At 68.6% G+C, this 25,159-nt stretch carries 23 protein-coding genes; 5 read left to right on the forward strand and 18 right to left on the reverse strand.

The window, feature by feature from the left end; genetic code table 11:
* The first annotated feature begins 2 nt into the window (after positions 1-2).
* The 3 genes from zwf to pgl are packed head-to-tail and all read left to right on the forward strand — an operon-like array spanning position 3 to position 3,285.
* Entirely contained in the window at positions 3-1,553 is a 1,551-nt protein-coding gene (zwf, locus tag MTES_RS18135) for a glucose-6-phosphate dehydrogenase (protein WP_013586740.1), read from the forward strand.
* Positions 1,550-2,497, forward strand: a complete 948-nt coding sequence (locus MTES_RS18140) for a glucose-6-phosphate dehydrogenase assembly protein OpcA (RefSeq protein ID WP_013586741.1) — start codon at positions 1,550-1,552, stop codon at positions 2,495-2,497. Before zwf ends, MTES_RS18140 begins: the two co-directional genes overlap by 4 nt.
* Positions 2,494-3,285, forward strand: a complete 792-nt coding sequence (gene pgl, locus MTES_RS18145; protein WP_013586742.1) for a 6-phosphogluconolactonase — start codon at positions 2,494-2,496, stop codon at positions 3,283-3,285. Before MTES_RS18140 ends, pgl begins: the two co-directional genes overlap by 4 nt.
* A gap of 84 nt (positions 3,286-3,369) precedes the next feature.
* Here the strand turns inward: pgl and MTES_RS18150 are convergent, their stop codons facing one another.
* The 11 genes from MTES_RS18150 to MTES_RS18200 all read right to left on the reverse strand — a co-directional run bounded on the left by MTES_RS18150 (position 3,370) and on the right by MTES_RS18200 (position 15,431).
* The gene (locus MTES_RS18150; RefSeq protein WP_013586743.1) at positions 3,370-3,723 is read right to left on the reverse strand and encodes an RNA polymerase-binding protein RbpA; all 354 of its coding nucleotides are present in this window, start codon (positions 3,721-3,723) and stop codon (positions 3,370-3,372) included.
* 1 nt (position 3,724) lies between these two features.
* A complete protein-coding gene (secG, locus tag MTES_RS18155) occupies positions 3,725-3,973 on the reverse strand; it encodes a preprotein translocase subunit SecG (protein ID WP_013586744.1) in 249 nt (82 codons plus the stop codon).
* Between the two features lie 112 nt (positions 3,974-4,085).
* The gene (gene tpiA / locus MTES_RS18160) at positions 4,086-4,874 is read right to left on the reverse strand and encodes a triose-phosphate isomerase (RefSeq protein WP_013586745.1); all 789 of its coding nucleotides are present in this window, start codon (positions 4,872-4,874) and stop codon (positions 4,086-4,088) included.
* On the reverse strand, positions 4,865-6,079 hold the full coding sequence (locus MTES_RS18165) for a phosphoglycerate kinase (RefSeq protein ID WP_013586746.1): 1,215 nt from the start codon (positions 6,077-6,079) through the stop codon (positions 4,865-4,867). Before MTES_RS18165 ends, tpiA begins: the two co-directional genes overlap by 10 nt.
* 6 nt (positions 6,080-6,085) lie before the next feature.
* Positions 6,086-7,096, reverse strand: a complete 1,011-nt coding sequence (gene gap, locus MTES_RS18170; protein ID WP_013586747.1) for a type I glyceraldehyde-3-phosphate dehydrogenase — start codon at positions 7,094-7,096, stop codon at positions 6,086-6,088.
* 103 nt (positions 7,097-7,199) lie between these two features.
* Positions 7,200-7,826, reverse strand: coding sequence for a superoxide dismutase (locus MTES_RS18175; RefSeq protein ID WP_013586748.1), 627 nt, complete (start codon positions 7,824-7,826; stop codon positions 7,200-7,202).
* Between the two features lie 195 nt (positions 7,827-8,021).
* Entirely contained in the window at positions 8,022-8,999 is a 978-nt protein-coding gene (gene whiA / locus MTES_RS18180) for a DNA-binding protein WhiA (RefSeq protein WP_013586749.1), read from the reverse strand.
* 47 nt (positions 9,000-9,046) lie between these two features.
* The gene (gene rapZ / locus MTES_RS18185) at positions 9,047-9,925 is read right to left on the reverse strand and encodes an RNase adapter RapZ (protein ID WP_013586750.1); all 879 of its coding nucleotides are present in this window, start codon (positions 9,923-9,925) and stop codon (positions 9,047-9,049) included.
* Between the two features lie 29 nt (positions 9,926-9,954).
* Positions 9,955-11,898 carry an excinuclease ABC subunit UvrC gene (gene uvrC / locus MTES_RS18190; RefSeq protein ID WP_013586751.1) on the reverse strand — a complete coding sequence of 648 codons (1,944 nt, stop codon included), beginning with the start codon at positions 11,896-11,898 and terminating at the stop codon, positions 9,955-9,957.
* A gap of 3 nt (positions 11,899-11,901) precedes the next feature.
* Positions 11,902-14,868 carry an excinuclease ABC subunit UvrA gene (uvrA, locus tag MTES_RS18195; RefSeq protein ID WP_013586752.1) on the reverse strand — a complete coding sequence of 989 codons (2,967 nt, stop codon included), beginning with the start codon at positions 14,866-14,868 and terminating at the stop codon, positions 11,902-11,904.
* Between the two features lie 134 nt (positions 14,869-15,002).
* A complete protein-coding gene (locus MTES_RS18200; protein ID WP_013586753.1) occupies positions 15,003-15,431 on the reverse strand; it encodes a MarR family winged helix-turn-helix transcriptional regulator in 429 nt (142 codons plus the stop codon).
* Between the two features lie 38 nt (positions 15,432-15,469).
* On the opposite strand from MTES_RS18200, the gene MTES_RS19010 reads away from it, so the two are divergent.
* A complete protein-coding gene (locus MTES_RS19010) occupies positions 15,470-15,706 on the forward strand; it encodes a hypothetical protein (RefSeq protein WP_013586754.1) in 237 nt (78 codons plus the stop codon).
* Between the two features lie 21 nt (positions 15,707-15,727).
* Here MTES_RS19010 and MTES_RS18205 read toward each other — a convergent pair whose 3' ends face one another.
* From MTES_RS18205 to coaE, 3 genes are all read right to left on the reverse strand, one after another.
* Positions 15,728-16,147 (reverse strand): VOC family protein, encoded by a 420-nt coding sequence (locus MTES_RS18205; protein ID WP_013586755.1) that lies wholly within the window; start codon positions 16,145-16,147, stop codon positions 15,728-15,730.
* A gap of 17 nt (positions 16,148-16,164) precedes the next feature.
* A complete protein-coding gene (gene uvrB / locus MTES_RS18210; protein WP_013586756.1) occupies positions 16,165-18,234 on the reverse strand; it encodes an excinuclease ABC subunit UvrB in 2,070 nt (689 codons plus the stop codon).
* A gap of 67 nt (positions 18,235-18,301) precedes the next feature.
* Positions 18,302-18,904: a dephospho-CoA kinase gene (gene coaE, locus MTES_RS18215; RefSeq protein ID WP_013586757.1), complete on the reverse strand. Its 603-nt coding sequence runs from the start codon at positions 18,902-18,904 to the stop codon at positions 18,302-18,304.
* A 97-nt stretch (positions 18,905-19,001) separates the two neighbouring features.
* Between coaE and MTES_RS18220 the strand changes: the two genes are divergently transcribed.
* On the forward strand, positions 19,002-19,370 hold the full coding sequence (locus tag MTES_RS18220) for a response regulator transcription factor (protein WP_013586758.1): 369 nt from the start codon (positions 19,002-19,004) through the stop codon (positions 19,368-19,370).
* Positions 19,371-19,373: 3 nt separating this feature from the next.
* On the opposite strand, the gene MTES_RS18225 is transcribed toward MTES_RS18220, so the two are convergent.
* The 4 genes from MTES_RS18225 to treS form a co-directional block, all read right to left on the reverse strand.
* Positions 19,374-20,531 (reverse strand): diguanylate cyclase domain-containing protein, encoded by a 1,158-nt coding sequence (locus MTES_RS18225; RefSeq protein WP_013586759.1) that lies wholly within the window; start codon positions 20,529-20,531, stop codon positions 19,374-19,376.
* Positions 20,528-22,147, reverse strand: coding sequence for a sensor histidine kinase (locus tag MTES_RS18230; protein WP_013586760.1), 1,620 nt, complete (start codon positions 22,145-22,147; stop codon positions 20,528-20,530). Before MTES_RS18230 ends, MTES_RS18225 begins: the two co-directional genes overlap by 4 nt.
* 72 nt (positions 22,148-22,219) lie before the next feature.
* A complete protein-coding gene (locus MTES_RS18235) occupies positions 22,220-22,774 on the reverse strand; it encodes a GIY-YIG nuclease family protein (RefSeq protein ID WP_043363302.1) in 555 nt (184 codons plus the stop codon).
* Between the two features lie 35 nt (positions 22,775-22,809).
* The gene (treS, locus tag MTES_RS18240) at positions 22,810-25,062 is read right to left on the reverse strand and encodes a maltose alpha-D-glucosyltransferase (RefSeq protein WP_013586762.1); all 2,253 of its coding nucleotides are present in this window, start codon (positions 25,060-25,062) and stop codon (positions 22,810-22,812) included.
* Positions 25,063-25,159 lie beyond the last annotated feature (97 nt).

Below are 25,159 nucleotides of genomic sequence, written 5' to 3' on the forward strand. Positions count from 1 at the left end.
GCATGGTCGTAGAGATCACACCGGGTCACAACCCCCTGCGCGATCCTGAGGATCGCCGTCTGAGCCGCATCGCCGGCCCCAGCGCCCTCGTCATCTTCGGCGTGACCGGAGACCTGTCTCGCAAGAAGCTCATGCCGGCGGTCTACGACCTGGCCAATCGCGGTCTGCTGCCCCCGGGCTTCGCGCTCGTGGGCTTCGCGCGCCGCGACTGGGAGGACCAGGACTTCGCCAAGGTCGTGTACGAGTCGGTCAAGCAGTACGCCCGCACGGAGTTCCGCGAAGAGACGTGGAAAGAGCTCCTCGAGGGCATCCGCTTCGTCCAGGGAGAGTTCGACGACCCCGCGGCGTTCCAGCGCCTGCGCGAAACAGTCGATCGTCTCGATGTCGAACGCGGCACGATGGGCAACCACGCGTACTACCTGTCCATCCCGCCGAAGGCCTTCCCGCTCGTCACGACGCAGCTGAAGGCGTCCGGCCTCGTCGGCGAGACCGCGGACGACACCGCCGGCTGGCGTCGCGTCGTCATCGAAAAGCCCTTCGGCCACGACCTCGCGTCCGCGCGCGAGCTCAACGAGGTCGTGGAAAGCGCCTTCCCCGCCGACTCGATCTTCCGCATCGACCACTACCTCGGCAAAGAGACGGTGCAGAACATCTTGGCGCTGCGCTTCGCCAACGAGTTGTACGAGCCGATCTGGAACCGCAACTACGTGGACCACGTCCAGATCACCATGGCCGAAGACATCGGCGTGGGCGGGCGAGCCGGCTACTACGACGGGATCGGCGCGGCGCGCGACGTCATCCAGAACCACCTCCTGCAGCTTCTCGCCCTCACGGCGATGGAAGAGCCCATCAGCTTCAACGCCGCGGATCTGCGTGCCGAGAAGGAGAAGGTTCTCGCCGCCGTCCGAGTGCCCGAGAACCTCGCCGAGGCGACCGCGCGCGGACAGTATGCGGGCGGGTGGCAGGGCGGCGAGCAGGTGCTCGGCTTCCTCGAGGAAGACGGCATGAACCCCGAGTCGGTCACCGAGACCTACGCGGCGATCAAGCTCGAGATCAACACGCGCCGCTGGTCGGGCGTGCCGTTCTACGTCCGCAGCGGAAAGCGTCTGGGCCGCCGCGTCACCGAGGTGGCCGTCGTCTTCAAGCGCGCGCCGCAGCAGCTGTTCTCGCAGAGCCAGACGCAGGAGCTGGGACAGAACGCGCTCGTCATCCGCGTGCAGCCCGACGAGGGTGTCACGATCCGCTTCGGCTCGAAGGTCCCCGGCGACGGTACGCAGGTCCGCGATGTGACGATGGACTTCGGCTACGGTCACGCGTTCACCGAGGCGAGCCCCGAGGCCTACGAGCGGCTCATCCTGGACGTGCTGCTCGGCGACCCGCCCCTCTTCCCCCGTCACGAGGAGGTCGAGCTCAGCTGGAAGATCCTCGACCCGATCGAGGAGTTCTGGGCCGCCGAGGGAGGCCCGCTCGAACAGTACTCGCCCGGATCGTGGGGCCCGGCATCCGCCGACGAGCTCCTCGCCCGCGACGGCCGCACCTGGAGGCGCCCGTGATCATCGACCTGCCCGACACCACCGTCAGCGCGATCTCGAAGAAGCTCGTCAGCGTCCGCGAAGAGGGCGGCGCCGTCGCCCTCGGTCGCGTGCTGACGCTCATCATCGTCACCCACCACGGTGCCGAGGAGGAGGTCATCGAGGCCGCGAACGATGCCTCGCGAGAGCACCCCATGCGCGTCATCGCCGTGCTGTTCGGCGACGAGGACGAGGATCCGCGCCTCGACGCGCAGATCCGCGTCGGCGGTGACGCCGGCGCGAGCGAGGTCGTGGTGCTGCGCGCCCACGGGGCCGCGGGATCGAACGCCGAGAGCCTGGTGACGGGTCTGCTGCTGCCGGACGCGCCGGTCGTCGCCTGGTGGCCCGCCGATGCGCCCGTGAACCCGTCGAAGTCGGCGATCGGGCGGATCGCTCAACGCCGCATCACCGATGCGTCCTCGCAGGAGGACCCCGCGGCCTGGGTCGCCCGCCTCGGCGAGCACTACGCCCCGGGTGACACCGACTTCGCGTGGACGCGTCTCACGCGCTGGCGCGAGCAGCTCGCGGCGGTCCTCGACCAGCCGCCCTACGAGCCGGTGACCGCGATCGAGGTCAAGGGCGCGGCCGACTCCCCGTCGACCGCCCTCCTGGCGGCGTGGCTCGGCCTGAAGCTCGAGGCCCCCGTGGATTACACCTACCTCTCGTCCGAGGAGTGGGCCACCGGCATCAAGTCGGTGCGCCTGACCCGGGCGAGCGGTGACACGCTCCTGGAACGTCCGGAGCCCGCGGTCGCCGTGCTGTCGCAACCGGGTCAGCCCACGCACGACCTCGCGTTCCCCCGACGTACCCTTCGCGAATGCCTCGCCGAAGAGCTGCGTCGTCTTGATCCCGATGTGCTCTACGGGCGGGTCATCACCGAGTGCGCGCACCTATTGCGCACCGCCGACGAGCGGAGCGACGCGTGAGTGAGAACGGGGCGTCCAAGCGCGTCATCATCAAGCGCGATCCCGAGGCTCTCGCCGACTACGTCGCGACGCGCTTCGTCAATCGCATCGTCAAGCGCGTGGCCGAGGGCAAGCGGATGCACATCTGCCTGACCGGAGGAACGATGGGCGGTGCCGTGCTTCGCACCGCCGCCCGCGACCCGCGCCTGGCCGAGATCGACTGGTCGCTCGTGCACTTCTGGTTCGGCGACGAGCGGTTCGTCCCGCGGGACTCCGACGATCGCAACGAGAAGCAGGCGCGCGAGGCTCTTCTCGACGGCCTCGAGATCCCGTCCGCCAACATCCACGCCGTGGCGTCCTCCGACGAGGGGCTCGACCTGGATGCCGCCGCCATCGCCTACGCGGACGAGCTCGCGCAGTTCGCACCGTCGGACCGCAGCGAGACCGGCCCGTGGCCGTCGTTCGACATCTGCTTCCTGGGTGTCGGTCCCGACGCGCACATCGCCTCGCTCTTCCCCGATCGCCCCGAGATCTCGGTGACCGATCGAGCGACGGTACCCGTGCGCGACTCCCCCAAGCCGCCGAGCGACCGCGTCTCCCTGACACGACCGGTCATCAACTCGTCGAAGCGCGTGTGGATGGTCATCGCGGGAGCCGACAAGGCCGCTGCCCTCGGACTCGCCCTCGCCGGCGCGAGCTATCAGAGCGTGCCCGCCGCGGGAGCCAAGGGGCGCCGCCGCACGGCGTTCTTCGTCGACGAGTCGGCCGCCGACCAGGTTCCCCCGCAGCTCATCGACCGCGAGTACTGACCCGAGTCAGGCATGAAGCAGGGAAGAGACCGGATGCCAGTGGCATCCGGTCTCTTCCCTGCTTCCGCGTAGGGCGGGCTGACGTTACTGTCCGCGGCGCTCGCGCAGCTGCTGGAGGGCGTCGTCGAGGAGCGAGGCCGCCTCTTCGTCGGTGCGGCGCTCTTTCACGTACGCGAGGTGCGTCTTGTACGGCTCGGACTTGGCGAGAGCCGGCGGGTTGTTCTTGTCGCGACCGGCGGGGAGGCCGGAGTGCGGAGAGTCGATCGTCTCGGGGATCTCGTCGTCGGGAATCCCGGCGGCGAAGTAGCGGACCGTCTCGTTGCCGAGGGCGTCCCAGTACGACACCGCGACGCGATCGGCGTGGAAGCCGTGGTCCTGCTCGCCCATCGGGCCGGCGCCCACCCGGGAGCCGCGAATCGCGTTGCCGCCAGTAGCCATGTCAGATCTCCGCGAACTTGGTCAGCAGACCGAGACCGACGATGGTGACGAACCACACCAACGCGAGCACGATCGTGAATCGGTTGAGGTTGCGCTCCGCCAGACCCGACGAACCGAGCGCGGAGCTCATGCCGCCGCCGAACATGTCGGACAGGCCACCGCCGCGCCCCTTGTGAAGCAGGATGAGGAGGGTCAGCAGGAGGCTGGTGACACCCAGGAGCACCTGCAGGACGAACTCGAGAATCTGCACTGTCGAAAGCCTTTCACAGCGATCGGTAGACCGCACAAGCGTCAAGTATACGGGGAGGCGGGGCGGGCACACGGATGCCCGCGACGAAGCGCCGCGGGCATCCGGTTCGGGGTCAGACCCCGACGTGCTTCTGGTAGCGGATGATCGCGGCGAACTCGTCGACGACGAGGCTCGCGCCACCCACCAGGGCACCGTCCACATCGGGCTCGCGCATGAACGCGGCGATGTTGTTGGCCTTGACCGAACCGCCGTACAGGACGCGCGTGCGCGCGGCTGCGTCGGCGCCGAGCTTCTCGGCGACGACCGCGCGAAGCTTCGCGCAGACCTCCTGAGCCTGCTCGGGGGTCGCCGCCTGCCCGGAACCGATCGCCCAGACCGGCTCGTAAGCGACGACGATCTCAGCCGCGGATGCCACACCCTCGAGGGCGACCTCGAGCTGACCCACGGGCACGGCGCTGGCGCCGAACTTCTCGAGGTCTTCCGAGGTCTCGCCGACGCAGATCACCGGGACGAGACCATGGCGCAGGGCCGCCTGGGTCTTCGCCGCGACGACCTCGTCGGTCTCGTTGTGGAACTGGCGACGCTCGGAGTGACCGATGATCACGTAGCGCGCGTTGAGCTTCGCGAGGAACTGCCCCGAGATCTCGCCGGTGTACGCACCGGAGTCGTGGGCGGACAGGTCCTGGCCGCCGAGCGCGAACTCGATCTTGTCCGCGTCGAGGAGCGTCTGAACGGTGCGCAGGTCGGTGAACGGCGGGAAGACCGCGACCTCGACACTGCCGTTCTCGTGCTTCGCTTCCTTCAACGTCCAGTGCAGCTTCTGGACGAACGCGACCGCCTGCAGGTGGTCGAGGTTCATCTTCCAGTTGCCGGCGATGAGGGGGGTTCTGGTCACACCCATCCGAGGACCTCCAGTCCGGGGAGCTTCTTGCCTTCGAGGAACTCCAGGCTGGCGCCGCCACCCGTGGAGATGTGACCGAACTGGTCGTCCGCGAAGCCGAGCTGACGCACGGCCGCCGCGGAGTCGCCGCCGCCGACGACACTGAGGCCGTCGACCTCGGTGAGCGCCTGCGCCACGGTCTTCGTCCCCGCCTCGAACGCCTTCATCTCGAACACACCCATCGGGCCGTTCCAGAAGACCGTCCGCGAGGCGCGGATCGCGTTCGCGAAGATCTCCGCGGTGCGGGGGCCGATGTCCAGCCCGAGACCCGCGGAACCGAAGGCGGTGTCCTCGAGAGCGTCCGCATCCGCGACCACGTGCTCGGCGTCGGCCGAGAACGACGCCGCCACGACGGCATCCACAGGAAGCACGATCTCGACGCCGCGCTCTTTCGCCGTGGCGAGGTAGCCCTTCACCGTGTCGATCTGGTCCTGCTCGAGCAGGCTCGAACCGACCTTGTGGCCCTCGGCGACGAGGAAGGTGAACATCATGCCGCCACCGACGAGGAGCTTGTCGACGCGCGGCAGCAGGTGCTCGATGACCCCGAGCTTGTCGCTGACCTTCGAGCCACCGAGGACGACCGTGTAGGGACGCTCCGGGTTCTCGGTCAAGCGGTCGAGGACCTCGAGCTCCTTCTGGATGAGGAGCCCCGCGGCCGACGGCACGATCTGGGCGAGGTCGTAGACGCTCGCCTGCTTACGGTGCACGACACCGAAGCCATCCGACACGAGCGCGTCGCCGAGACGGGCGAGCTCTCGTGCGAAGGCCTGACGCTCGGCCTCGTCCTTCGAGGTCTCCCCCGCGTTGAAGCGGAGGTTCTCGATGACGGCGACCTCACCGTTCTCGAGGGCGGCCACGGCATCCTGAGCCGACTCGCCGACCGTGTCGCGCGCGAACGCGACGGGCTGGCCGAGAAGCTCGGACAGGCGCTGCGCGACCGGCTCGAGGGAGTACTTCGGGTCGGGCGCGCCGTCGGGGCGGCCCAGGTGCGAGCACACGACCACACGCGCGCCGGCGTTGATCAGTGCGTTGAGAGTCGGCAGCGACGCGCGCGCGCGGCCATCGTCCGTGATGACGCCGTCCTTGAGAGGAACGTTCAGGTCACAACGGACGATGACGCGCGTGCCGGCGAGCGACCCCAGCGAATCGAGGGTGCGCAGAGCCATGAAGGGTTACAGGCGCTCGGCGACGTACTCGGTGAGGTCGACGAGGCGGTTCGAGTAGCCCCACTCGTTGTCGTACCACGACGAGACCTTGACGAGGTTGCCGCTGACGTTGGTCAGCTCGGCGTCGAAGATCGACGAGTGCGGGTTGCCCTGGATGTCGCTCGAGACGATCGGGTCCTCGGTGTACTGCAGGATGCCGTTGAGACGGCCCTCGGCCGCAGCCTGCTTGTACACGGCGTTGACCTGGTCGACGGTCAGGCCCTCGGTGGGCGTGACGATCGTGAGGTCGACGATCGAGCCGGTGGGGACCGGAACGCGGTACGACGAGCCGCTGAGCTTGCCGTTCAGCTCGGGGAGGACCAGGCCGATGGCCTTGGCGGCGCCCGTGGAGGCGGGGACGATGTTGATCGCCGCGCCGCGCGCACGACGGAGGTCGCTGTGCGGGCCGTCCTGGAGGTTCTGGTCAGCCGTGTAGGCGTGAGCGGTCATCATGAAGCCGCGCTCGATGCCGAAGGCGTCGTTGAAGACCTTCGCCAGCGGGGCGAGGCAGTTCGTGGTGCACGAGGCGTTCGAGATGATGACGTCCGTCTCGGGGTTGTACGTCTCTTCGTTCACACCCATGACGATCGTGGCGTCGTCACCCGTGGCCGGAGCCGAGATGAGGACCTTCTTCGCGCCGCCGGCGACGTGCTTCTTGGCGTCTTCCGCCTTCGTGAAGCGGCCGGTCGACTCGATGACGATGTCGACGCCGAGCTCGCCCCAGGGGAGGTTCGCCGGGTCGCGCTCTTCGAAGACCTTGATGGTCTTGTCGCCGACCGTGATCGAGTCTTCGGTGTACGAGACGTCCTCGGCGAGCACGCCGCCGACGGAGTCGTACTTGAGGAGGTGGGCCAGGGTCTTGTTGTCGGTGAGGTCGTTCACCGCCACGATTTCGAGGTCGGCACCCTGCGCGAGAGCCGCGCGGAGGTAGTTGCGTCCGATACGGCCGAAGCCGTTGATTCCGATCTTGACGGTCACGGAATATCTCCTGAATCAGTTGTGCGCGAGAAGCGCGTGATTGCGGTGTTCGCTGGCGGACAACGGCGTCCCGGTGAGGTGTCCCACCGGGACGCCGCACCGTTTACGACAGTACCAGCAGACCCGTGGTCTTCTCTCGGGCAGCGGCGAAGCGCTCCTGGGCGTCGGCCCAGTTGGCGATGTTCCAGAACGCCTTCACGTAGTCGGCGCGGACGTTCTTGTAGTCGAGGTAGTAGGCGTGCTCCCAGACGTCGAGAAGCAGCAGCGGCACGGTGCCGGCGACGATCTGGCCCTGCTGGTCGAAGAACTGCTGGATGAGCAGGTTCTGGCCGATCGAGTCCCAGAACAGACCCGCCCAGCCCGAGCCCTGGACACCGAGCGCGGCGGCCGTGAACTGAGCGCGGAAGGCGTCGAACGAGCCGAACTGGTCGTCGATCGCGGCCTCGAGGTCGCCGGTGGGCTTGTCGCCGCCGTTGGGCGAGAGGTTCGTCCAGAAGATCGAGTGGTTCGTGTGACCGCCGAGGTTGAACGCGAGGTCCTTCTGCAGGCGGTTGATGTTGGCGAAGTCGCCCTTCTCACGCGCTTCGGCGAGCAGGTCGAGGGTCGTGTTCGCGCCGTTCACGTACGTCTGGTGGTGCTTGCTGTGGTGCAGCTCCATGATGGTCGCACTGATGTGCGGCTCCAGCGCGGCGTAGTCGTAAGGGAGTTCGGGCAGTGTGTACTTCGCCATGGTCTCTACTTCCGGATCGGTCGCTGCACCGAGGCCTCAACGCAAGAAACGACGTGCAGCGAGGGTGACGTTTTCATCCTACTGACGGGTAACGCCGCACCCACGGGGTTGCTTCCCCACATGACGGAAGATAGGTCGCCCGGGCGCGTCGCGCTCTCGGGAGACGGATGCCGAGGGCCTCGGCATCCGGGAATCTCAGCCCTCGATGCCGACCGGCACCGCGGCCTCGGTGCCGGGGATGCCCTCGGCCTCGGCCTTCTTGTCGGCCATCGCCAGGAGGCGGCGGATGCGGCCCGCGACGGCGTCCTTCGTCAGGGGCGGGTCCGCGTGGTGCCCGAGCTCGTCGAGGCTCGCGTCGCGGTGCGCGAGTCGGAGCTCGCCCGCCTGCTGCAGGTGCTCCGGGACCTCGTCGCCGAGGATCTCCAGGGCACGCTCGACGCGCGCGCAGGCCGCGACGGCCGCCTGAGCCGAGCGGCGGAGGTTCGCGTCGTCGAAGTTGACGAGACGGTTCACGCCCGCGCGCACCTCGCGGCGCTGGCGCATCTGGTCCCACTCCCCCGCGGTGCGACGGGCACCCATCTCGTAGAGGGCGCCGCGGATGGCCTCACCGTCGCGGACGACGACGCGCGGCACCCCGCGCACCTCGCGCGCCTTCGCGGGGATGCCGATGCGGTGACCGGCGCCGACCAGGGCCATCGCCGCCTCGGACGACGGGCAGGAGATCTCGAGGGCGGCCGAGCGACCGGGGTCGCTCAGCGACCCGCTCGCGAGGAACGCGCCGCGCCAGATCGCGCTGAGGTCGGGGCGCGACCCGGTGGTGAGCTTGTTGGGGAGACCGCGCACCGGACGACGGCGCTGGTCGAGGAGGCCGGTCTGGCGAGCGAGGGTCTCGCCTGCCTCGATGACACGCACCGCGTAGTACCCCCCGGTGCGTCCGCCGGAGCCCTGCACGTGGTGCAGTTCGGGGCGGACGCCGTACAGCTCGACGAGGTCGCGGGCGACGCGGCGCGCGAGGACGTCGGAGTCGAGTTCGGCCTCGACCGCGACGCGGTTGGCGATCGAGTGCAGGCCGCCGGAGAAGCGCAGGATGGCTGTGAGCTCCGCGACACGCGCCGTGGGGCGCGGGTCGCGTACGGTGATGAGCTCGGCCTTCACGTCGGCGGTCAGCGGCACGGTACTCCTCAGTTCGGGGGGTGGGAGGCGGGGGACGAGGGTACAGCCTACTCGCGGCCGAGGTCGCGGTGAGCCACGCGAACGGCCACCCCCGGGATCTCCTCCAAACGCTCGGCGAGCTCTCGGGACATGACCACCGAGCGGTGCTTGCCCCCCGTGCATCCGATCGCCACGACCGAGTGACGCTTGTTCTCGCGCTGGTATCCCTCGAGGACCGGACGGAGCGCCGCGGCGTACGCGTCGAGGAACTCGGCCGCGCCCTCCTGGCTCAAGACGTTCTCGCGCACGGCGGGGTCCTCCCCCGTCAGCGGCCGCAGATCCTCGTTCCAGAAGGGGTTCGGGAGGAAGCGCATGTCCGCCACCAGGTCGACGTCGGGGGGCAGCCCGTACTTGAACCCGAAGCTCATGAGCGTCACCGTGTGCCGCGCCGCGCCCTCCTCGCCGAACAGCTGAACGGCCCGGAGCGACAGCTGGTGCACGTTGAACATCGAGGTGTCGATGACGATGTCCGCCGCCTCGCGGATGGGGGCAAGACGCTCGCGCTCGCGTCGGATCCCGTCGAGGATCGTGCCCTCCCCCTGCAGCGGGTGCGGCCGGCGTACGGCTTCGAAACGCCGCACGAGGACGGCATCCGACGCATCGAGGAACACCAGACGGACCTGACGGCCCGCCTGCAGCGCCCGGAGGGCCTCCGGCAGGTCGCTGAAGAGCGTTCGCCCCCGGACGTCGACCACCACCGCGACCCGCGGTACGGCCCCGCCGGCCAGCTCCGCCAGTTCGAGGAGAGGGCGGAGCATCTGCGGCGGCAGATTGTCGACCACGTACCAGTCGAGGTCTTCCAGGGCGTTCGCCACCGTGGACCGACCGGCCCCCGACATGCCCGTGACGATGAGCACGTCCCCTGGTTCGTCGCGGCCCGGTTCCATGGCGGTCGCCTCCCGTCGTCCTTCTCAGCCTACCGAGCCAGATGCGTGTGGATCGCCTCGGCGAGAGCCGGGCCGATGCCGGGAAGCGCGGTGATCTCGTCGGGCGTGGCGTTCTTCAACGCCGTCACCGAGCCGAAGTGACGCAGCAGGGCCTTGATGCGGGTGTCCCCGAGCCCGGGCACTTCGGCCAGCACGCTGGTGATGTCGCGCTTCCGGCGCTTACGCTGGTGCACGATCGCGAAGCGGTGCGCCTCATCGCGCAGGCGCTGGAGCAGGTACAGCGCCTCGGACGTCCGTGGCAGGATCACCGGGTACTCCTCCCCCGGCAGCCACACCTCCTCGAGGCGCTTCGCGATGCCGCACAGCGCGATCTCCTCGTGCCCCGCATCGGCCAGCGCGCGAGCGGCCGCCGTGACCTGCGGTTGTCCGCCGTCGACGACGAGCAGCTGAGGACGGTAGGCGAAGCGCGGACGCTTGCGCGCCGTCACGACCTCCCCGTCCGCCGTGGCCTCGGCCGAGTCGGGCGCGGCGACGATCGCACCGCCGATCGTCTCGGGTTCTTCCTCGTCGGGACGGTCGAGGTACGCCAGGCGTCGCGTGAGCACCTGATACATCGAGTCGGTGTCATCCGTCGTCTCGGCGACCCCGAAGGACCGGTACTGGTCTTTCCGTGGCAGGCCGTCTTCGAACACGACCATGGATGCCACGACGTTGGTCCCCGAGAGGTGCGAGACGTCGAAGCACTCGATGCGCAGCGGCGCCTCGGTGAGCCCGAGGGCTTCCTGCAGGTCCGTGAGGGCCTGCGAGCGGGCCACGTAATCGCTGGTCCGCCGCGTCTTGTGCAGCATGAGCGCCTGCTGGGCGTTCAGCGTCGCGGTCTTCAGGAGGTCGGCCTTGCGCCCCCGCTGGGCGACCTGCAGGGTGACGGGGCGGCCACGTCGCTCGCGGAGCCAGGCCTCGAGCTGCTCGGCGTCGTCGGGCAGCTCCGGTACCAGCACCTGACGGGGGATGTCCGCGGCATCCGCGTCTCCGTAGGTGCGCTGGAGGACCTGGTCGACGAGGTCGGCCCCGGCGATGTCGATCTCCTTCTCGATCGTCGTCGCGCGGACACCGCGCACGCGTCCGCCACGGACGACGAAGTGCTGCACCGTCGCGGCGAGCTCGTCCTCGGCGATGCCGAACAGGTCGGCATCCGTGTCGGGTGCCAGGACGAGGGCGCTCTTGCCCAGAACTGCCTCGATCGCCTGCAGGCGATCGCGATACAGCGCGGCCGACTCGTAGTCCATCGCCGCCGAGGCTTCCTTCATGCGGGCGGTCAGCTGCTTCGCGAAGCGCTGATCACCACCCGACATGAACGCGACGAAGTCGTTCACGATGGCGCGGTGCTCCTCGATCGTCACTTTCATCGAGCAGGGTCCGCCGCAGCGGCCGATCTGTCCGGGGAAGCACGGTCGACCCGACTGCATCGCCTTCTTGTAGGAGGAGTCGCTGCACGTGCGGATCGGGAACACCTTGATCATCAGGTCGATCGTGTCGTGCACCGCCCACACCTTCGGGTACGGCCCGAAGTACTTCGCCCCGCGGATCTTGTGGTTGCGCGTGACGATCACGCGCGGGGCTTCGTCAGCGAGGGTGATCGCCATGTAGGGGTAGGACTTGTCGTCCTTGTAGCGGACGTTGAACGGCGGATCGAACTCCTTGATCCACATGTACTCCAGCTGCAGCGAGTCGACGTCGCTCGGCACGACCGTCCATTCGACGCTCGCCGCGGTCGTCACCATACGCCGGGTGCGCTCGTGCAGGGAGTGCAGCGGAGCAAAGTAGTTCGACAGGCGCGCCCGGAGGTTCTTCGCCTTGCCGACGTACAGCACCCGACCCTCGGCATCCCGGAATCGATACACGCCCGGGTTGGTGGGGATCTCCCCCGCCTTCGGTCGGTAGGGCAGGTGCGACACCCGTTCTCGGGATGCCACGACTCAGACCCCCTGGCCGGCCAGCTCCGGCTCTCGGACGGCGTCGACCTCAGCCGTGTTGCGCTGCGTCCCGGTGCGACCGGTCTCGAGGAGCTCGGCCAGGAAGGCGCCGGTGTGGCTCGCCTCCACCTTGGCGACCTGCTCGGGCGTCCCGGTGGCGACGATCGTGCCGCCGCCCGAGCCGCCCTCGGGTCCGAGGTCGATGACCCAGTCCGAGCTCTTGATCACGTCGAGGTTGTGCTCGATGACGATGACGGTGTTGCCCTTGTCGACCAGACCGTTCAGCACCTTGAGCAGCAGCGAGACGTCTTCGAAGTGCAGACCCGTCGTCGGCTCGTCGAGCACGTAGATGGAGCGGCCGTTGCTGCGGCGCTGGAGCTCGGTCGCGAGCTTGACGCGCTGCGCCTCGCCGCCCGAGAGCGTCGTGGCCGACTGACCGAGGCGCACGTAGCCGAGGCCCACGTCCACGAGGGTCTTGAGGTAACGGTGGATCGCCTGGATCGGCTCGAAGAACTCCGCGGCCTCCGAGATCGGCATCTCGAGCACTTCGGCGATGTTCTTGCCCTTGTAGTGCACCGAGAGGGTGTCGCGGTTGTACCGCTTGCCGTGGCAGACCTCGCAGTCGACGTACACGTCGGGCAGGAAGTTCATCTCGATCTTGAGCGTGCCGTCGCCCGAGCACGCTTCGCAGCGCCCGCCCTTGACGTTGAAGCTGAAGCGTCCGGCCTGGTAGCCGCGCACCTTCGCCTCGGGCGTCTCGGCGAAGAGGCTGCGGATGCGGTCGAACACCCCGGTGTAGGTCGCCGGGTTGGAGCGCGGCGTGCGTCCGATCGGCGCCTGGTCGACGTGCACGACCTTGTCGAGGTTGTCGAGACCCGTGACGCGCGTGTGCTTGCCGGGCACGCGCCGTGCGCCGTTGAGCTTGGAGGCGAGGACTTCGTACAGGATGCCGTTCACCAGCGTCGATTTGCCCGAACCGCTCACGCCGGTCACCGACGTCAGCACGCCGAGCGGGAAGTCGACCGTGACGTTCTGCAGGTTGTTCTCACGCGCGCCCACGACCGTGACCTGACGCTTCTTGTCGATCTTGCGGCGCTTCTTCGGCGCCTCGATCGCGCGCCGGCCCGAGAGGTAGGCACCCGTCAGCGAACGTTCGTCCTCGAGCAGCTCGGCGAGCGGCCCGGAGTGGACGACGTTTCCGCCGTCGACGCCGGCGCGCGGGCCGATGTCGACCACCCAGTCGGCCGCGTGGATGGTCTCCTCGTCGTGCTCGACGACGATGAGCGTGTTGCCGAGGTCGCGCAGGGTCTCGAGCGTCTGGATGAGACGACGGTTGTCGCGCTGGTGCAGACCGATCGACGGTTCGTCGAGGACGTACAGCACGCCCGTCAGCCCCGAACCGATCTGTGTGGCGAGTCGGATGCGCTGCGCCTCGCCTCCCGACAGGGTGCCGGCGGCGCGACCGAGGCTCAGGTAGTTCAGACCGACCTGCAGGAGGAAGTCGAGCCGGGCGCGGATCTCACGCAGCACGGCCGCGGCGATGGTCGCCTCGCGGTCGGTGAGGGTGAGCTGCGAGAAGAACTCTCGCGCATCGGCGAGGCTCATGCGCGAGGCGGCCGCGATCGAGGTGTTGTCGACCAGCACCGCGAGCACTTCGGGCTTCAGACGATCGCCGTCGCAGACGGCGCACGGGACCTCGCGGAGGTACTCCGACCAGCGCTGACGCTGCGCGTCGGACTCGGCCTGCAGGTACTGCCGCTCGATGTAGGGCACGACGCCCTCGAAGCCCGAGGAGTACCGCATCTCGCGGCCGTAGCGGTTCTTCCACTTGACCGTGACCTTGTAGTTCTCGCCGCGCAGCACCGCCTGCTGCACGTCGTGGGGCAGGTCTTTCCAGGGGGTGTCGAGCGAGAAGCCGAGGTCGCGCGAGAGCCCCTCGAGCAGGCGCTCGTAGTACTGGAACAGGCCTTTGCCCTGAGTGGTCCACGGCAGGATCGCCCCGTCGCGGATGGACAGCTCTTCGTCGCCGAGCATCAGGTCGACGTCGACCGACATCCGGGTGCCGAGGCCCGAGCAGACGGGGCAGGCGCCGAAGGGGGCGTTGAACGAGAACGTGCGCGGCTCGATCTCGGTCAGCTGCAACGGGTGACCGTTGGGGCAGGCGAGCTTCTCGGAGAACGACTGCCAGGCGTCGTCGCCCTCTTCGTCGACGTAGTTGACCTGCATGATGCCGCCGGCGAGTCCCATGGCGGTCTCGACCGAGTCGGTCACGCGGCTGAGGTTGTCACCGGATGCCACGAGCCGGTCGACCACCACGGCGATGTCGTGCTTGTAGCTCTTCTTCAGTGTGGGCGGCTCGGACAGCTGGACGAGCTCGCCGTCCACGACCGCGCGCGCGTAGCCCTTCGCGCTCAGCTCCTTGAACAGATCGACGAACTCGCCCTTCTTCTGCGTGACGACGGGAGCGACGATCTGGTACCGCGTCCGCTCCGGCAGCTCCATGAGCTGGTCGGCGATCTGCTGCACGGTCTGCCGCTGGATGCGCGCCCCGCAATCGGGGCAGTGCGGCACGCCGATACGCGCCCACAGCAGACGCATGTAGTCGTGGATCTCGGTGATCGTGCCGACCGTCGACCGGGGGTTGCGGTTGGTGGACTTCTGGTCGATCGAGACCGCGGGGCTCAGGCCCTCGATGAAGTCGACATCCGGGCGATCGACCTGCCCGAGGAACTGACGGGCGTACGCGCTCAGCGACTCGACATACCGGCGCTGGCCCTCGGCGAAGATCGTGTCGAACGCGAGGCTCGACTTGCCCGAGCCCGACAGACCCGTGAAGACGACGAGCGAATCACGGGGGATGTCGAGGTCGACGTCCTTCAGGTTGTGGACGCGAGCGCCACGGACACTCAGCTTGCCGCTGGAGCCGGAAGGGGCCGAAGAAGGGGCGGGAACGACGGGAACGATGGGCACCTGTTAAGTCTAGGTGGGGCCTCCGACATCGGCCCCGGGTTCGCCGCCGGCGCACGGATGTGCGAGGGTTCTCACCCGGTCCACACGCTCGCCGGGACATCTCACCCCTCGCGGGGCAGCCCTCTCGACGGGACTCAGGCGCGAGGAGGGCCCGCGAACGGGGCGAGGCCGTCGCGCAGAGCGACCAGGGCGTCCTCATCGATTCCGACGCGGGCCATGATCTTCCCGGGCACCTCTAGCGCCGCCGCGCGCAGAGCAGCGCCCTCTTCGGTCAAAGCGATGTCGAGCACGCGCTCGTCGTCCGCGCGGCGCGTGCGCACCACTCGACCCTGCGCTTCGAGTCGCTTCACGAGCGGAGACAGGGTGGCCGGCTCCATGGCGAGCTCGGACGCCAGAGCGCCGAGCGAACGCGGGGCCTCCTCCCACAGCGCCAGCATCACGAGGTACTGAGGATGGGTCAGCCCCAACGGTTCGAGCACGGGGCGATAGATCGACACGACATTGCGCGCCGCCGTGACCAGGGCGAAGCACACCTGGTTCTCCAACTTGAGCAGATCGTCCATGCGCCCCTTCCTCTCAAATAGTTAGTACACTAATAATCATGACACGAAGGGATGCCGATCGGCCGCCGCTGCGCGACCGGGTCCGCGAGGCCGGCGGCTGGTACCAGTACGTCAACACGCGACTGATCCGCGTCGCGGGTCCCGCATCCGTGGGACCGTACGAAACGACCCCGGAACCGGTGCGCACCGGCCGACCGTGCCCCCTGTGCGGTCACGCCATGTCGGAGCACAGCGTCGACCGCTCGGGGCCCAAACCCCTCCTGCACTGCCCCTGAGCCCGCGCGCGGATCCGCTCCTCAGAGCTGCGGTCGACCCTCGGCATCCAGAGGCCATCCGGGGTTGACGGCGACCTCCCAGGGGTGCCCGTCCGGATCGATGAACACGCCCGAGTAGCCGCCCCACGGCGTCGACGCTCCCCCACGTGCGAGCGTCGCGCCCGCCGCGACCGCCTGCTCCAGCAGCGCGTCGACCTCGTGTGCGTCGCCCACATTATGGGCGAGAGTGACTCCGCCCCATCCCCCGGCATCTTCGACCCCGGAATCCTCGGCCAGCTTCCTCCGATCCCACAGGGCGAGGACCATGCCGCCGACGTCGAAGAACGCCACCTCGCCCTCGACCGAGGTCGGGTGGGGGCGCCATCCGAGTGCCGAGTAGAAGGCGATGGCGCGCTCGAGCTCGCCGACGCCGAGCGTGACGAGAGTGATTCGTTGTCGCATCCCTGACCGCCTCGAGCTCAGGCGTGCCCGGCCCGCTCCATCGCACGCAGTTCCTTCTTGAGATCCTGCACCTCGTCACGGAGACGCCCCGCAAGCTCGAATTTCAGCTCGGCCGCCGCGGCCAGCATCTGTTGGGTGAGATCGGCGATCGTCGACTCGAGCTGGTCGGCGCCCTCGGCGGCGATCCCCGTCCGACGCAGCTGCGGCGTCGGAGACTTGCCCTTGCCCGCCTTGTCGTTGCGGGCGAGCAGCTTCTTGGTGTCGGTCGCCTCGCGGTTCAGCACTTCGGTGATGTCGGCGATCTTCTTCCGCAGCGGCTGCGGGTCGATGCCGTGCTCTTTGTTGTAGGCCACCTGCTTCTCGCGACGGCGCTCGGTCTCGTCGATCGCGTTGCGCATGGAATCGGTGATCTTGTCGGCGTACATGTGCACCTCGCCGGACACGTTTCGAGCCGCACGACCGATCGTCTGGATGAGCGACGTCCCGCTGCGGAGGAACCCCTCCTTGTCGGCATCCAGGATCGCCACGAGCGAGACCTCGGGAAGGTCCAGACCCTCTCGCAGAAGGTTGATGCCGACGAGCACGTCGTAGACGCCCGCCCGCAGCTCGGTGAGCAACTCCACGCGGCGAAGGGTGTCGACGTCCGAGTGCAGATACCGGACGCGGACGCCGTGTTCGCCGAGGAAGTCGGTGAGCTCCTCCGCCATCTTCTTCGTCAGGGTCGTGACGAGAACGCGCTCGTCGCGCTCCACGCGAACGCGGATCTCCTCGAGCAGGTCGTCGATCTGCCCCTTCGACGGCTTCACGATGATCTCGGGATCGACCAGCCCGGTCGGGCGGATGATCTGCTCGACCACCCCGTCCGCGATGCCCATCTCGTATCGTCCCGGCGTCGCCGAGAGGTACACGGTCTGCCCGATGCGCTCTTTGAACTCGTCCCAGCGCAGGGGCCGGTTGTCCATCGCGCTCGGAAGGCGGAAGCCGTGCTCGACGAGCGTGCGCTTGCGCGAGGCGTCGCCCTCGTACATGGCGCCGATCTGCGGGACCGTCACGTGCGACTCGTCGATCACGAGCAGGAAGTCGTCGGGGAAGAAGTCGAGCAGCGTGTGCGGGGGCTCGCCGGCCACCCGACCGTCCATGTGGCGCGAATAGTTCTCGATGCCGGAGCAGAAGCCGAGCTGCTGCAGCATCTCGAGGTCGAAAGTCGTTCGCATCCGCAGGCGCTGGGCTTCGAGAAGCTTGCCCTGGGACTCGAACTCTTTCAGGCGGTGTTCGAGCTCGTGCTCGATCGTGCCGATCGCGCGCTGGACCGTCTCGGTCCCGGCGACGTAGTGCGAGGCGGGGAAGATCGGGACGGAATCCATCTTCTCGATCACGTCTCCCGTGAGCGGATGCAACGTGTACAGCGCCTCGATCTCGTCACCGAACATCTCGATGCGGATCGCGTACTCCTCGTACACCGGGATGATCTCGATCGTGTCGCCCCGCACACGGAAGTTGCCGCGGGAGAAGTCGACGTCGTTGCGGTTGTACTGCATCGAGATGAACTTGCGGATGAGGGCATCCCGGTCGTACCGCTCCCCCACCTGCAGAGCGACCATCGCGCGCAGGTACTCTTCCGGGGCGCCGAGACCGTAGATGCACGAGACGGTCGACACCACGACGACATCGCGACGCGAGAGCAGCGAGTTCGTCGTCGAGTGGCGCAGCCGCTCGACCTCCGCGTTGATCGAGGAGTCCTTCTCGATGAAGGTGTCCGTCTGCGGCACGTACGCCTCGGGCTGGTAATAGTCGTAGTACGAGACGAAGTACTCGACGGCGTTGTTCGGCAAGAGCTCGCGGAACTCGTTCGCCAGCTGCGCCGCCAACGTCTTGTTGTGCGCGAGCACGAGCGTCGGACGCTGCACCTGCTCCACGAGCCACGCGGTCGTCGCGGACTTACCGGTTCCGGTCGCACCGAGGAGCACGACGTCGGTCTCGCCGGCATTGATGCGCGCGGCGAGGTCGGCGATCGCCTGCGGCTGGTCGCCGGAGGGGCTGTACTCGCTGATGACCTCGAAGGGACGAACGGATCGCGTGGCCTGCATGATTCCAGCGTAGGCGGGGGCTCCGACATCGGGGTCGGGTTGCGTTCGCCCACCACGAACGCCGAGGTCAGCGCGCGGGCGCCACCCGCTCCCACAGGTCGTCGACCTGGCGCCGGGTGTCGTCCAACTCGGTGGCCGTGTCGATCACCACGTCGGCCAGGGCGAGTCGTTCCTCATCCGACGCCTGCGACCCGATCCGCGCGCGGGCATCGCTCTCGCTCATCCCCCGGTTCTCGACCAGACGCCGGACCCGGAGGTCCGCCGGTGCGTGCGCGACCACGACGAGATCCCACGCGTCCCCGCCGCGGGCCTCGGCGAGCAGAGGCACGTCATAGACGACGACCGCGGCGGGATCAGCCCCGAGGGCCGCCCGAAACCGCCGCTCCGACTCCTCCCGGACCGCCGGATGCACGAGAGCGTTCAGGGCGGCGAGGCGCTCGGGGTGGCCGAACACCCGCGCTCCGAGAGCCTGCCGATCCAGATTGCCGTCGGGAGCGATCACCTCCGCGCCGAACTCCCGCGCGATCGCGTCCAGCACGGGTGATCCCGGGGACTGCACCTCGCGGACGATCGCGTCAGCGTCCACGACGACGGCACCGCGGTCACGGAGCATCGCCGCGACGGTGGACTTTCCCGACGCGATACCGCCGGTGAGAGCGAGAAGGGGCACCCGACGAGGATGCCACACACCTCGCGGGCGCGGCCGGTGGTTTACCATTCAAGAGAGCCGCGCTCTGGCTTTCTCGAATCCCCGCGGAAGTCTGATCATGCCCAACCCGAACGTCGCGGTCATCGTCGAAGACGACGCGGACATCCGATCCCTGATCATCGCGGTGCTCGAGCAGGCCGGTTACGTCGTGCACGCGGCATCCGGAGGCCTGGAGGGGATCGACCTGGTCGCTCGGTACGAACCGGCGGTCACGACGCTCGACGTCAGCATGCCCGGCATCGACGGGTTCGAGACGGCCCGCCGCATCCGGGCATTCAGCGACACGCGCATTCTCATGGTCAGTGCCCGTGCGGACGAGACCGAGGAGCGCGCCGGACGCGATGCGGGCGCGGACGACTACCTCACCAAGCCGTTCCGGCCGCGCGAACTCCGCGAACGCGTCCGGTTGCTCCTCGGCGGCGAGTGAGCGTCAGGCGAGTCCGCCGGGGAGCTCTCCCGTCAGCACCGCCTCGGCGGCCGCGGCATCCGCGGATCCGATGAGCCGCTCCGCGTCGAACCCCACCTGACTGGCCAGGGCCAGGCCGGCTCCCACGACGGGGGCCACGGACGTTCCCAGGGCCGAGACGTCCGCCACGACCCGATCGCGGAGAGACCGCGCGACGCGGCGGACATCGGTCACGCTCGTCGTGACGAAGGCCACCGTGACACCCGTGGTGTCCGTCTCGCCGACGAGGGCCATCGTGGGCGCGTGACGCCTCGCCGCCGCACGGAAGGTGCGGAGGATGGCGTCCGCTTCTTCGGGACCGAACGCCATGGACACCCGACGGAGATCGTCGATCCGCAGGCAGATCACGCACGGGTCCTCCCCCGCCGACTCCGCGCGCGGCAGCAGGATGCTGAGCGCACCGCGGAACGAATCGCGGAACAGGATGCCGTCGCCGTCCACCGTCAGGTTCTTCGCGGCCGAGTTCACCCGGGACGCCGTGTCGCTCGACCTCAGCGTCGAGGTCACGACGACCGCAGCCACCACGAGGACGAGGGTCAGGAGCGAGGCGATGCGCGTGTCGAACGCGGCGCGGAAGAGTTCGCTCTCGGGGCCGAGCGTGACGAACACGACGGCGCGCGCCGTGAACCACACCGACTCGATCGCGAGGATCACGGTGAGTCCCGCAGCGCTCCACCGTCCGCGCACGACGCCGCGCCGCGTCTCGATCGCACCGAGGGTCGCGAACAGGGCGTTCCCGAGGAAGAACGGCACGGCACCGGCCCAGGGGCCGCCCTCCGGCCCCGCCGCGAGAGCGGCGACGATGATCGCCAGCACGGCGACGCCCCAGACGATCAGGGGCACCCGCATCGCGCGACCGTTGAACGCGGCGCAGCCGAGCCAGATGAAGCCCGTCGCCCCGACGAACACGCCGTTGCCGATCGCGACGGCGACGAAGGCGTCCGGGAGCACGAGGCCGATGAGGTAGCAGAGCGCAGACAGGCACCCGCTGAGATAGGCCCCCGACCAATAGCGGCCCGCCACGCCGTCCTTGAGCATCAGGGTGTCGAGCACGTACATCGTCGTCGATACGAGGATGACCAGAAGCGCCGCGACCTGCAGGCTCACCGAGTCGAGCGTCACGGGGTGCTCCCCTGAGTCCGCGGCAGGCGCACGATGAAGGTGGCCCCGGTGCCGAGCGCCGAGCTCACCGTGATCTCGCCGCCGTGCGCGCGGACGATGTCCCGGCTGATCGCCAGCCCCAGGCCGCTGCCGTGCGTCGACGAGTTGCGCACCGCGTCTCCGCGGAAGAAGCGGTCGAAGACCCGCCCCTGCTCGGTGCGCGAGATGCCCGGCCCGTCGTCGGCGACAGCGATCTGCACCGCGGTCTCGCTGACGTCCACCGCGACCGTGACGGTGCCGCCCCGGACGTTGTACTTGATGGCGTTCGAGATGAGGTTGTCGACCACCTGCCGAAGACGCCGCGGGTCGACGTGGGCGGAGCCGTCGCGCAGGCCGGAGGAATCGATCCGGATGCCGTGATCGGCCGCCCGCGGTTGCTGGGACTCGATCGCTGCCCGGACGATCGCCGCGATGTCGGTGTCGGTGGGGACGAGATCGAACTCCGCGCCGTGGCGCGACGCGGCGGACATCGAGAGGATGTCGGAGACGAGTTCGCGCAGACGGGTCGCATTGCGCTCGGCCACTTCGAGTCGTTCGCGGGTCTCGGCGATGATCGCGGGGTCGTCGAGGGCGAGGTCGAGGTAGCCGATGATCGACGTCAGCGGCGTGCGAAGCTCGTGCGACACGCTGGCGACGAGGTCGTCGCGTGCGCGGAGCGCCTGCTCTTCGGCCGTCACGTCGCGGGAGACGACGATCGTGCCGGGATCCGCATCCGACCCCGACGGAAGCCGCCGAGCCGTGACGCTGAGCGCCCGGCGGTCCTCCCCGGGGGCGCCGAACCAGACGAGTTCCCCCTCGAACAGCTCCCCGGCCCTGGCCCGCGACAGCGGGGTGGCCTCGGCCGGCACCGGGGTGGTGCCATCCGCCGCGTAGGCCGCGATGGGCGCACCGAGAACGTCGACGGTGGCCTGAAGGCGTGCGTGAGCTTCGTTCGTGACGGCGAGGTCCCCCTCAGGCGTGACCCGGATGACGCCGAAGTCGACGGCATCCAGCACCTCGGTGACGAGATCCTCCTGCCGCCGCGCGCGGTCAGCGGAGCGACGCAGATCGGCGGACTGCTTCTCCAACAGGGCGCGTTGCGCGCGCGCCCGGCGTGCCGTCGTGTGCGCGAGGGCCGACAGCGCCACGACGGTGAAGGGCAGCACGAACGTCGAGGACGTGAGGCGCTGTTCGGCATCGTGCACGAGCTGGAACGTGACGATCGCAGACACTCCGACCAGCACGGCGACCACGCCGCCGACGCCGAAGGTCGAGCCGATCCAGATCGCGGGGAAAGCCCACAGCAGCCCGACGCCGGCGAGAGGAGCGCTCTCGCGCAAGACGGCGATCGCGACCATGTCGATGACCGGGACGAGTCCCAACGCCCAGGCCGGCAGTGCCCTCCACGGTGCCAGGATCGCGAAGACCGCGCCGCCGAAGATGACCGTGACGCTGACGGTGAAGAGGGGCGCATTCCGCACTTGACCGAGCAAGGATGCCGAGACCACGAGCAGCAGAGTCGCGGCGAGCAGCAGCGCCTGATTCGAGAGGATGCTTCGGTGAATCCCGAGTCGCTCCGTGAGTGACAAGCCCGGCATGGCCCTGACCATAGCGCGAGCATAGGCCGAGCGCGCCCCCTGCCTCGGCGCGGCGACTTTTGGAGAGCGCTCTCAGCCGACCCGCCGGGCGATCGCTTCGCTCGTCCATCGTGCGAACTGCTGCCAGGGATCCTCGATACCGGCTCGCAGGGCCTCGACGTGCATCGCAAGCGTGTCACTCAGTCGGAACCACTCCGTTCGCGCGAACCGCTCCTCGGCGAACTGCTCATGTCGTCGACGCTCCACGAGGCGATCGCCTCGCTCGAAAGCGAGGAGTTCGTCATGCCACAGGGCTTGCAGCCGCTGCCGTGGCTGCGCCGTCGTCCCGATCTTGACCCGGTCCTCGAACCGGAGGTAGTACACGACATCGACCCTCGGCGGAGGAAGCTCTCCGTCGACGGGATCACCGACCCGCCACTCGCACACGGCGCAGAGCCACCCGCTCGGCCAACGTACCCCCAGGCGGGCTCCGCACAGGGCGCAGGGCGAAGGAAGAACGTCCGTGACACCGTCGTGAGTCCCCGCCCAGTCCGCCGCGACGGAGTAGTGCCAGTCGCACAGGGCGAGGGGCGCGTCCGCCTCCACCGGTGAGACGCACCCGGAGACGACGCAGACGGTGGATGCCATGAGCACACCGTAGACGCCGCCTCCGACATCGCGGGTCACTCCGCGACGGCATCCTCCATCACCAGGAAGAGACCCGCGTACGGACCGAGCTCGAGGGCGAAGCTCTGCAGCTCGTCCACGCGGCCCACGACGTCTCCGGTGGCCGCGTCGACCGCGGTGCTCTGCGGCACCAGCCACTCCGACCGCACGGTACCCTCGATCGTCTCCCCCGAGAAGTTCAGGACGGTGAGCTGCAGCGGAGCGTCCTCGCGACGACGGTCTCCCCCGTCGAGGCGGTGCACCATGACCAGCATGCTGGGGTGTCCGACCTGGGGGATGTCGACCTGGGATGCCACGGCGATGGCGTTGTCCGTCCGGATCCTGAGCACGTCCCGAAGCCCGGACAGGAACGACGAGGGGTCGTTCTGCTGAGCCGTCAACGACCCGTACAGCGAACGGGCCCGAGGCATTCCGGAGGCGGAGCCGTTGGCATCCGGAGCCACGTCGAGGAGATCGTGTGCGCCGCGCTCGATCCAGCGGGTGTCACCCGAGGCGATCAGGTGCCGCACGTCGTCGACGGGCACGGTCAGCGAGCCCGTGAGATCCCAGCCGGACAGGGCGAAGACGCCCGGCTGCCAGGAGTTGTACTTCGCGAGAAGCAGGTGGGCGTCGCGGATCGCGGGTGCGTCCGCCTCGGTGATGTCCGCCAGGGTCGCCCGTCCCTGCGTCGCCGCGATCAGAGAGGCCGTCGTGCAGGCGATGCCGTTCTGCGTGAAGACCAGGTTGTAATCCGCGTCGACGGTGAGTTTCTCGGTGAGCTCCGCCCGCACCGTCTCGGCGATCTCGGCTCCGGTGGCCTCGCCGTGACGGAAGGGGTACACCGTGTCGTGGTGGGTCGTCGCCCAGTGCACAAGCTCGTATGTCAGCTCATCGTGGTTCTGCATCCCGTGCACCAACTGCGCGGGCTCCACGCCGATCTCGAGCGAGGTCGTGAGGGCGAGCCGCAGGAACTCGGTGTTGGCCGTCGCCAGGGCGTGGTGATACCCCGGCCGCGTGACGAAGTCATAGGACAGGTCGGCTCCGACCGCAGCCGTGTCGCGGATGTCCTCGATCGTGAGGTTGAGCTCCTGGAACGTGAAGCCGCCGACCTTTCGCACCATGCCCGCGATGATGTGGTTGGCCGCGTGCGAGAGGGGGTGTCCCTCCGACCACGCCGGGAGACCCTCGGCGCTCTTCTCCACGCCGAGGAAGCCATTGGCGTCGAGCCGGAGAGCGCTCGTTCCGAGATCGCCGAGCGAGTGCAAGGCATCCCCGATGACCAAGCGCATGCCGGCGAACGTCGGGTCGAGCCAGTTGATGGAGGGCTGCCCCTCCTTGAAGTAATGGAGGTAGACCCAGCGGCGTTCCATGCCGTCGGTGCCGACGACCGGTGCCGTCGCGCTCCAGTTCGTCTCCTTCACCCCCGGCGTGTAGAAGATGACGCGCTGAAGCTCGCCGATGATGTACCCCCGCGCGCTGAGTTCGCGCTCGGTGTCCGCGTCGAGATTCACGGAGTCCCGGCCCGAAGGGACCTCGGGGAGCAGACCCCAGTCCTCGCGCGGGATCTCGACCATGTGGTAGATCCCGGGATAGTCCTTGTACGCCATCTCCGCGAGACGGAAGTCCGCGCCCTTCCCCGTGTGGCCGGGGACGATGTCGTCGATGACGCTCCCCCCGTGCGCGTCCGCGACGTCGGCTACCCGTCGGAAGGCGTTCTCGTCACCGAAGTCCGGGTCGATCTGGGTGCTGATGCGGTCGAAGTGGCCATCGACGCTCGGCGTCTCCTGCCAGCCCGTGATCCCACCGGCGCGCTTGACAGGCCCGGTGTGGATGCCGTTGATCCCGACCCATTCGAAGGCCTCCCAGAGCGTCTCGTCGCCGAGCGCATCCAAGAACGACTCGCCGGGCCGCGTGATCAGCGAGATCGGGTAGGCGGTGAACCACACATCGGTGGACTCGATCGCACGCCGCGCGTCCGGGCGCGCGTACGGATTGCGCCACATCGACGGCTGGCCCGAGAGTTGGCGGCTCAGAACGTCCGCGTCCTTGAGCATCGACTGGCGCACGAGCCATTCCACGTACGACGGGTTGCCGCCGTTCGCGTTCCGGGGGTCCGTCAGAAAACGACGAAGCGTGCCACCGCGGAACTGGTCCCGCGGACGCAGACGCCGCGGTCGCGCCGGATAGCGCTGCTCGTCGTAACTGATCTCCGTCTGCTCCGCAGCGATCGTCTCGTCATCCATCACGGTGCGCTCGTCGGCATCGTCCACCCGCGACCTCCCTCACGTCATCTCCGACGCTAGTCGTTCCTGCCGACATCGCATCTAGGCATTGACCTCGGCGCCGTGCGGACCCACCGTTCCGTCG

This window comes from Microbacterium testaceum StLB037, assembly GCF_000202635.1.
Classification (GTDB): domain Bacteria; phylum Actinomycetota; class Actinomycetes; order Actinomycetales; family Microbacteriaceae; genus Microbacterium; species Microbacterium testaceum_F.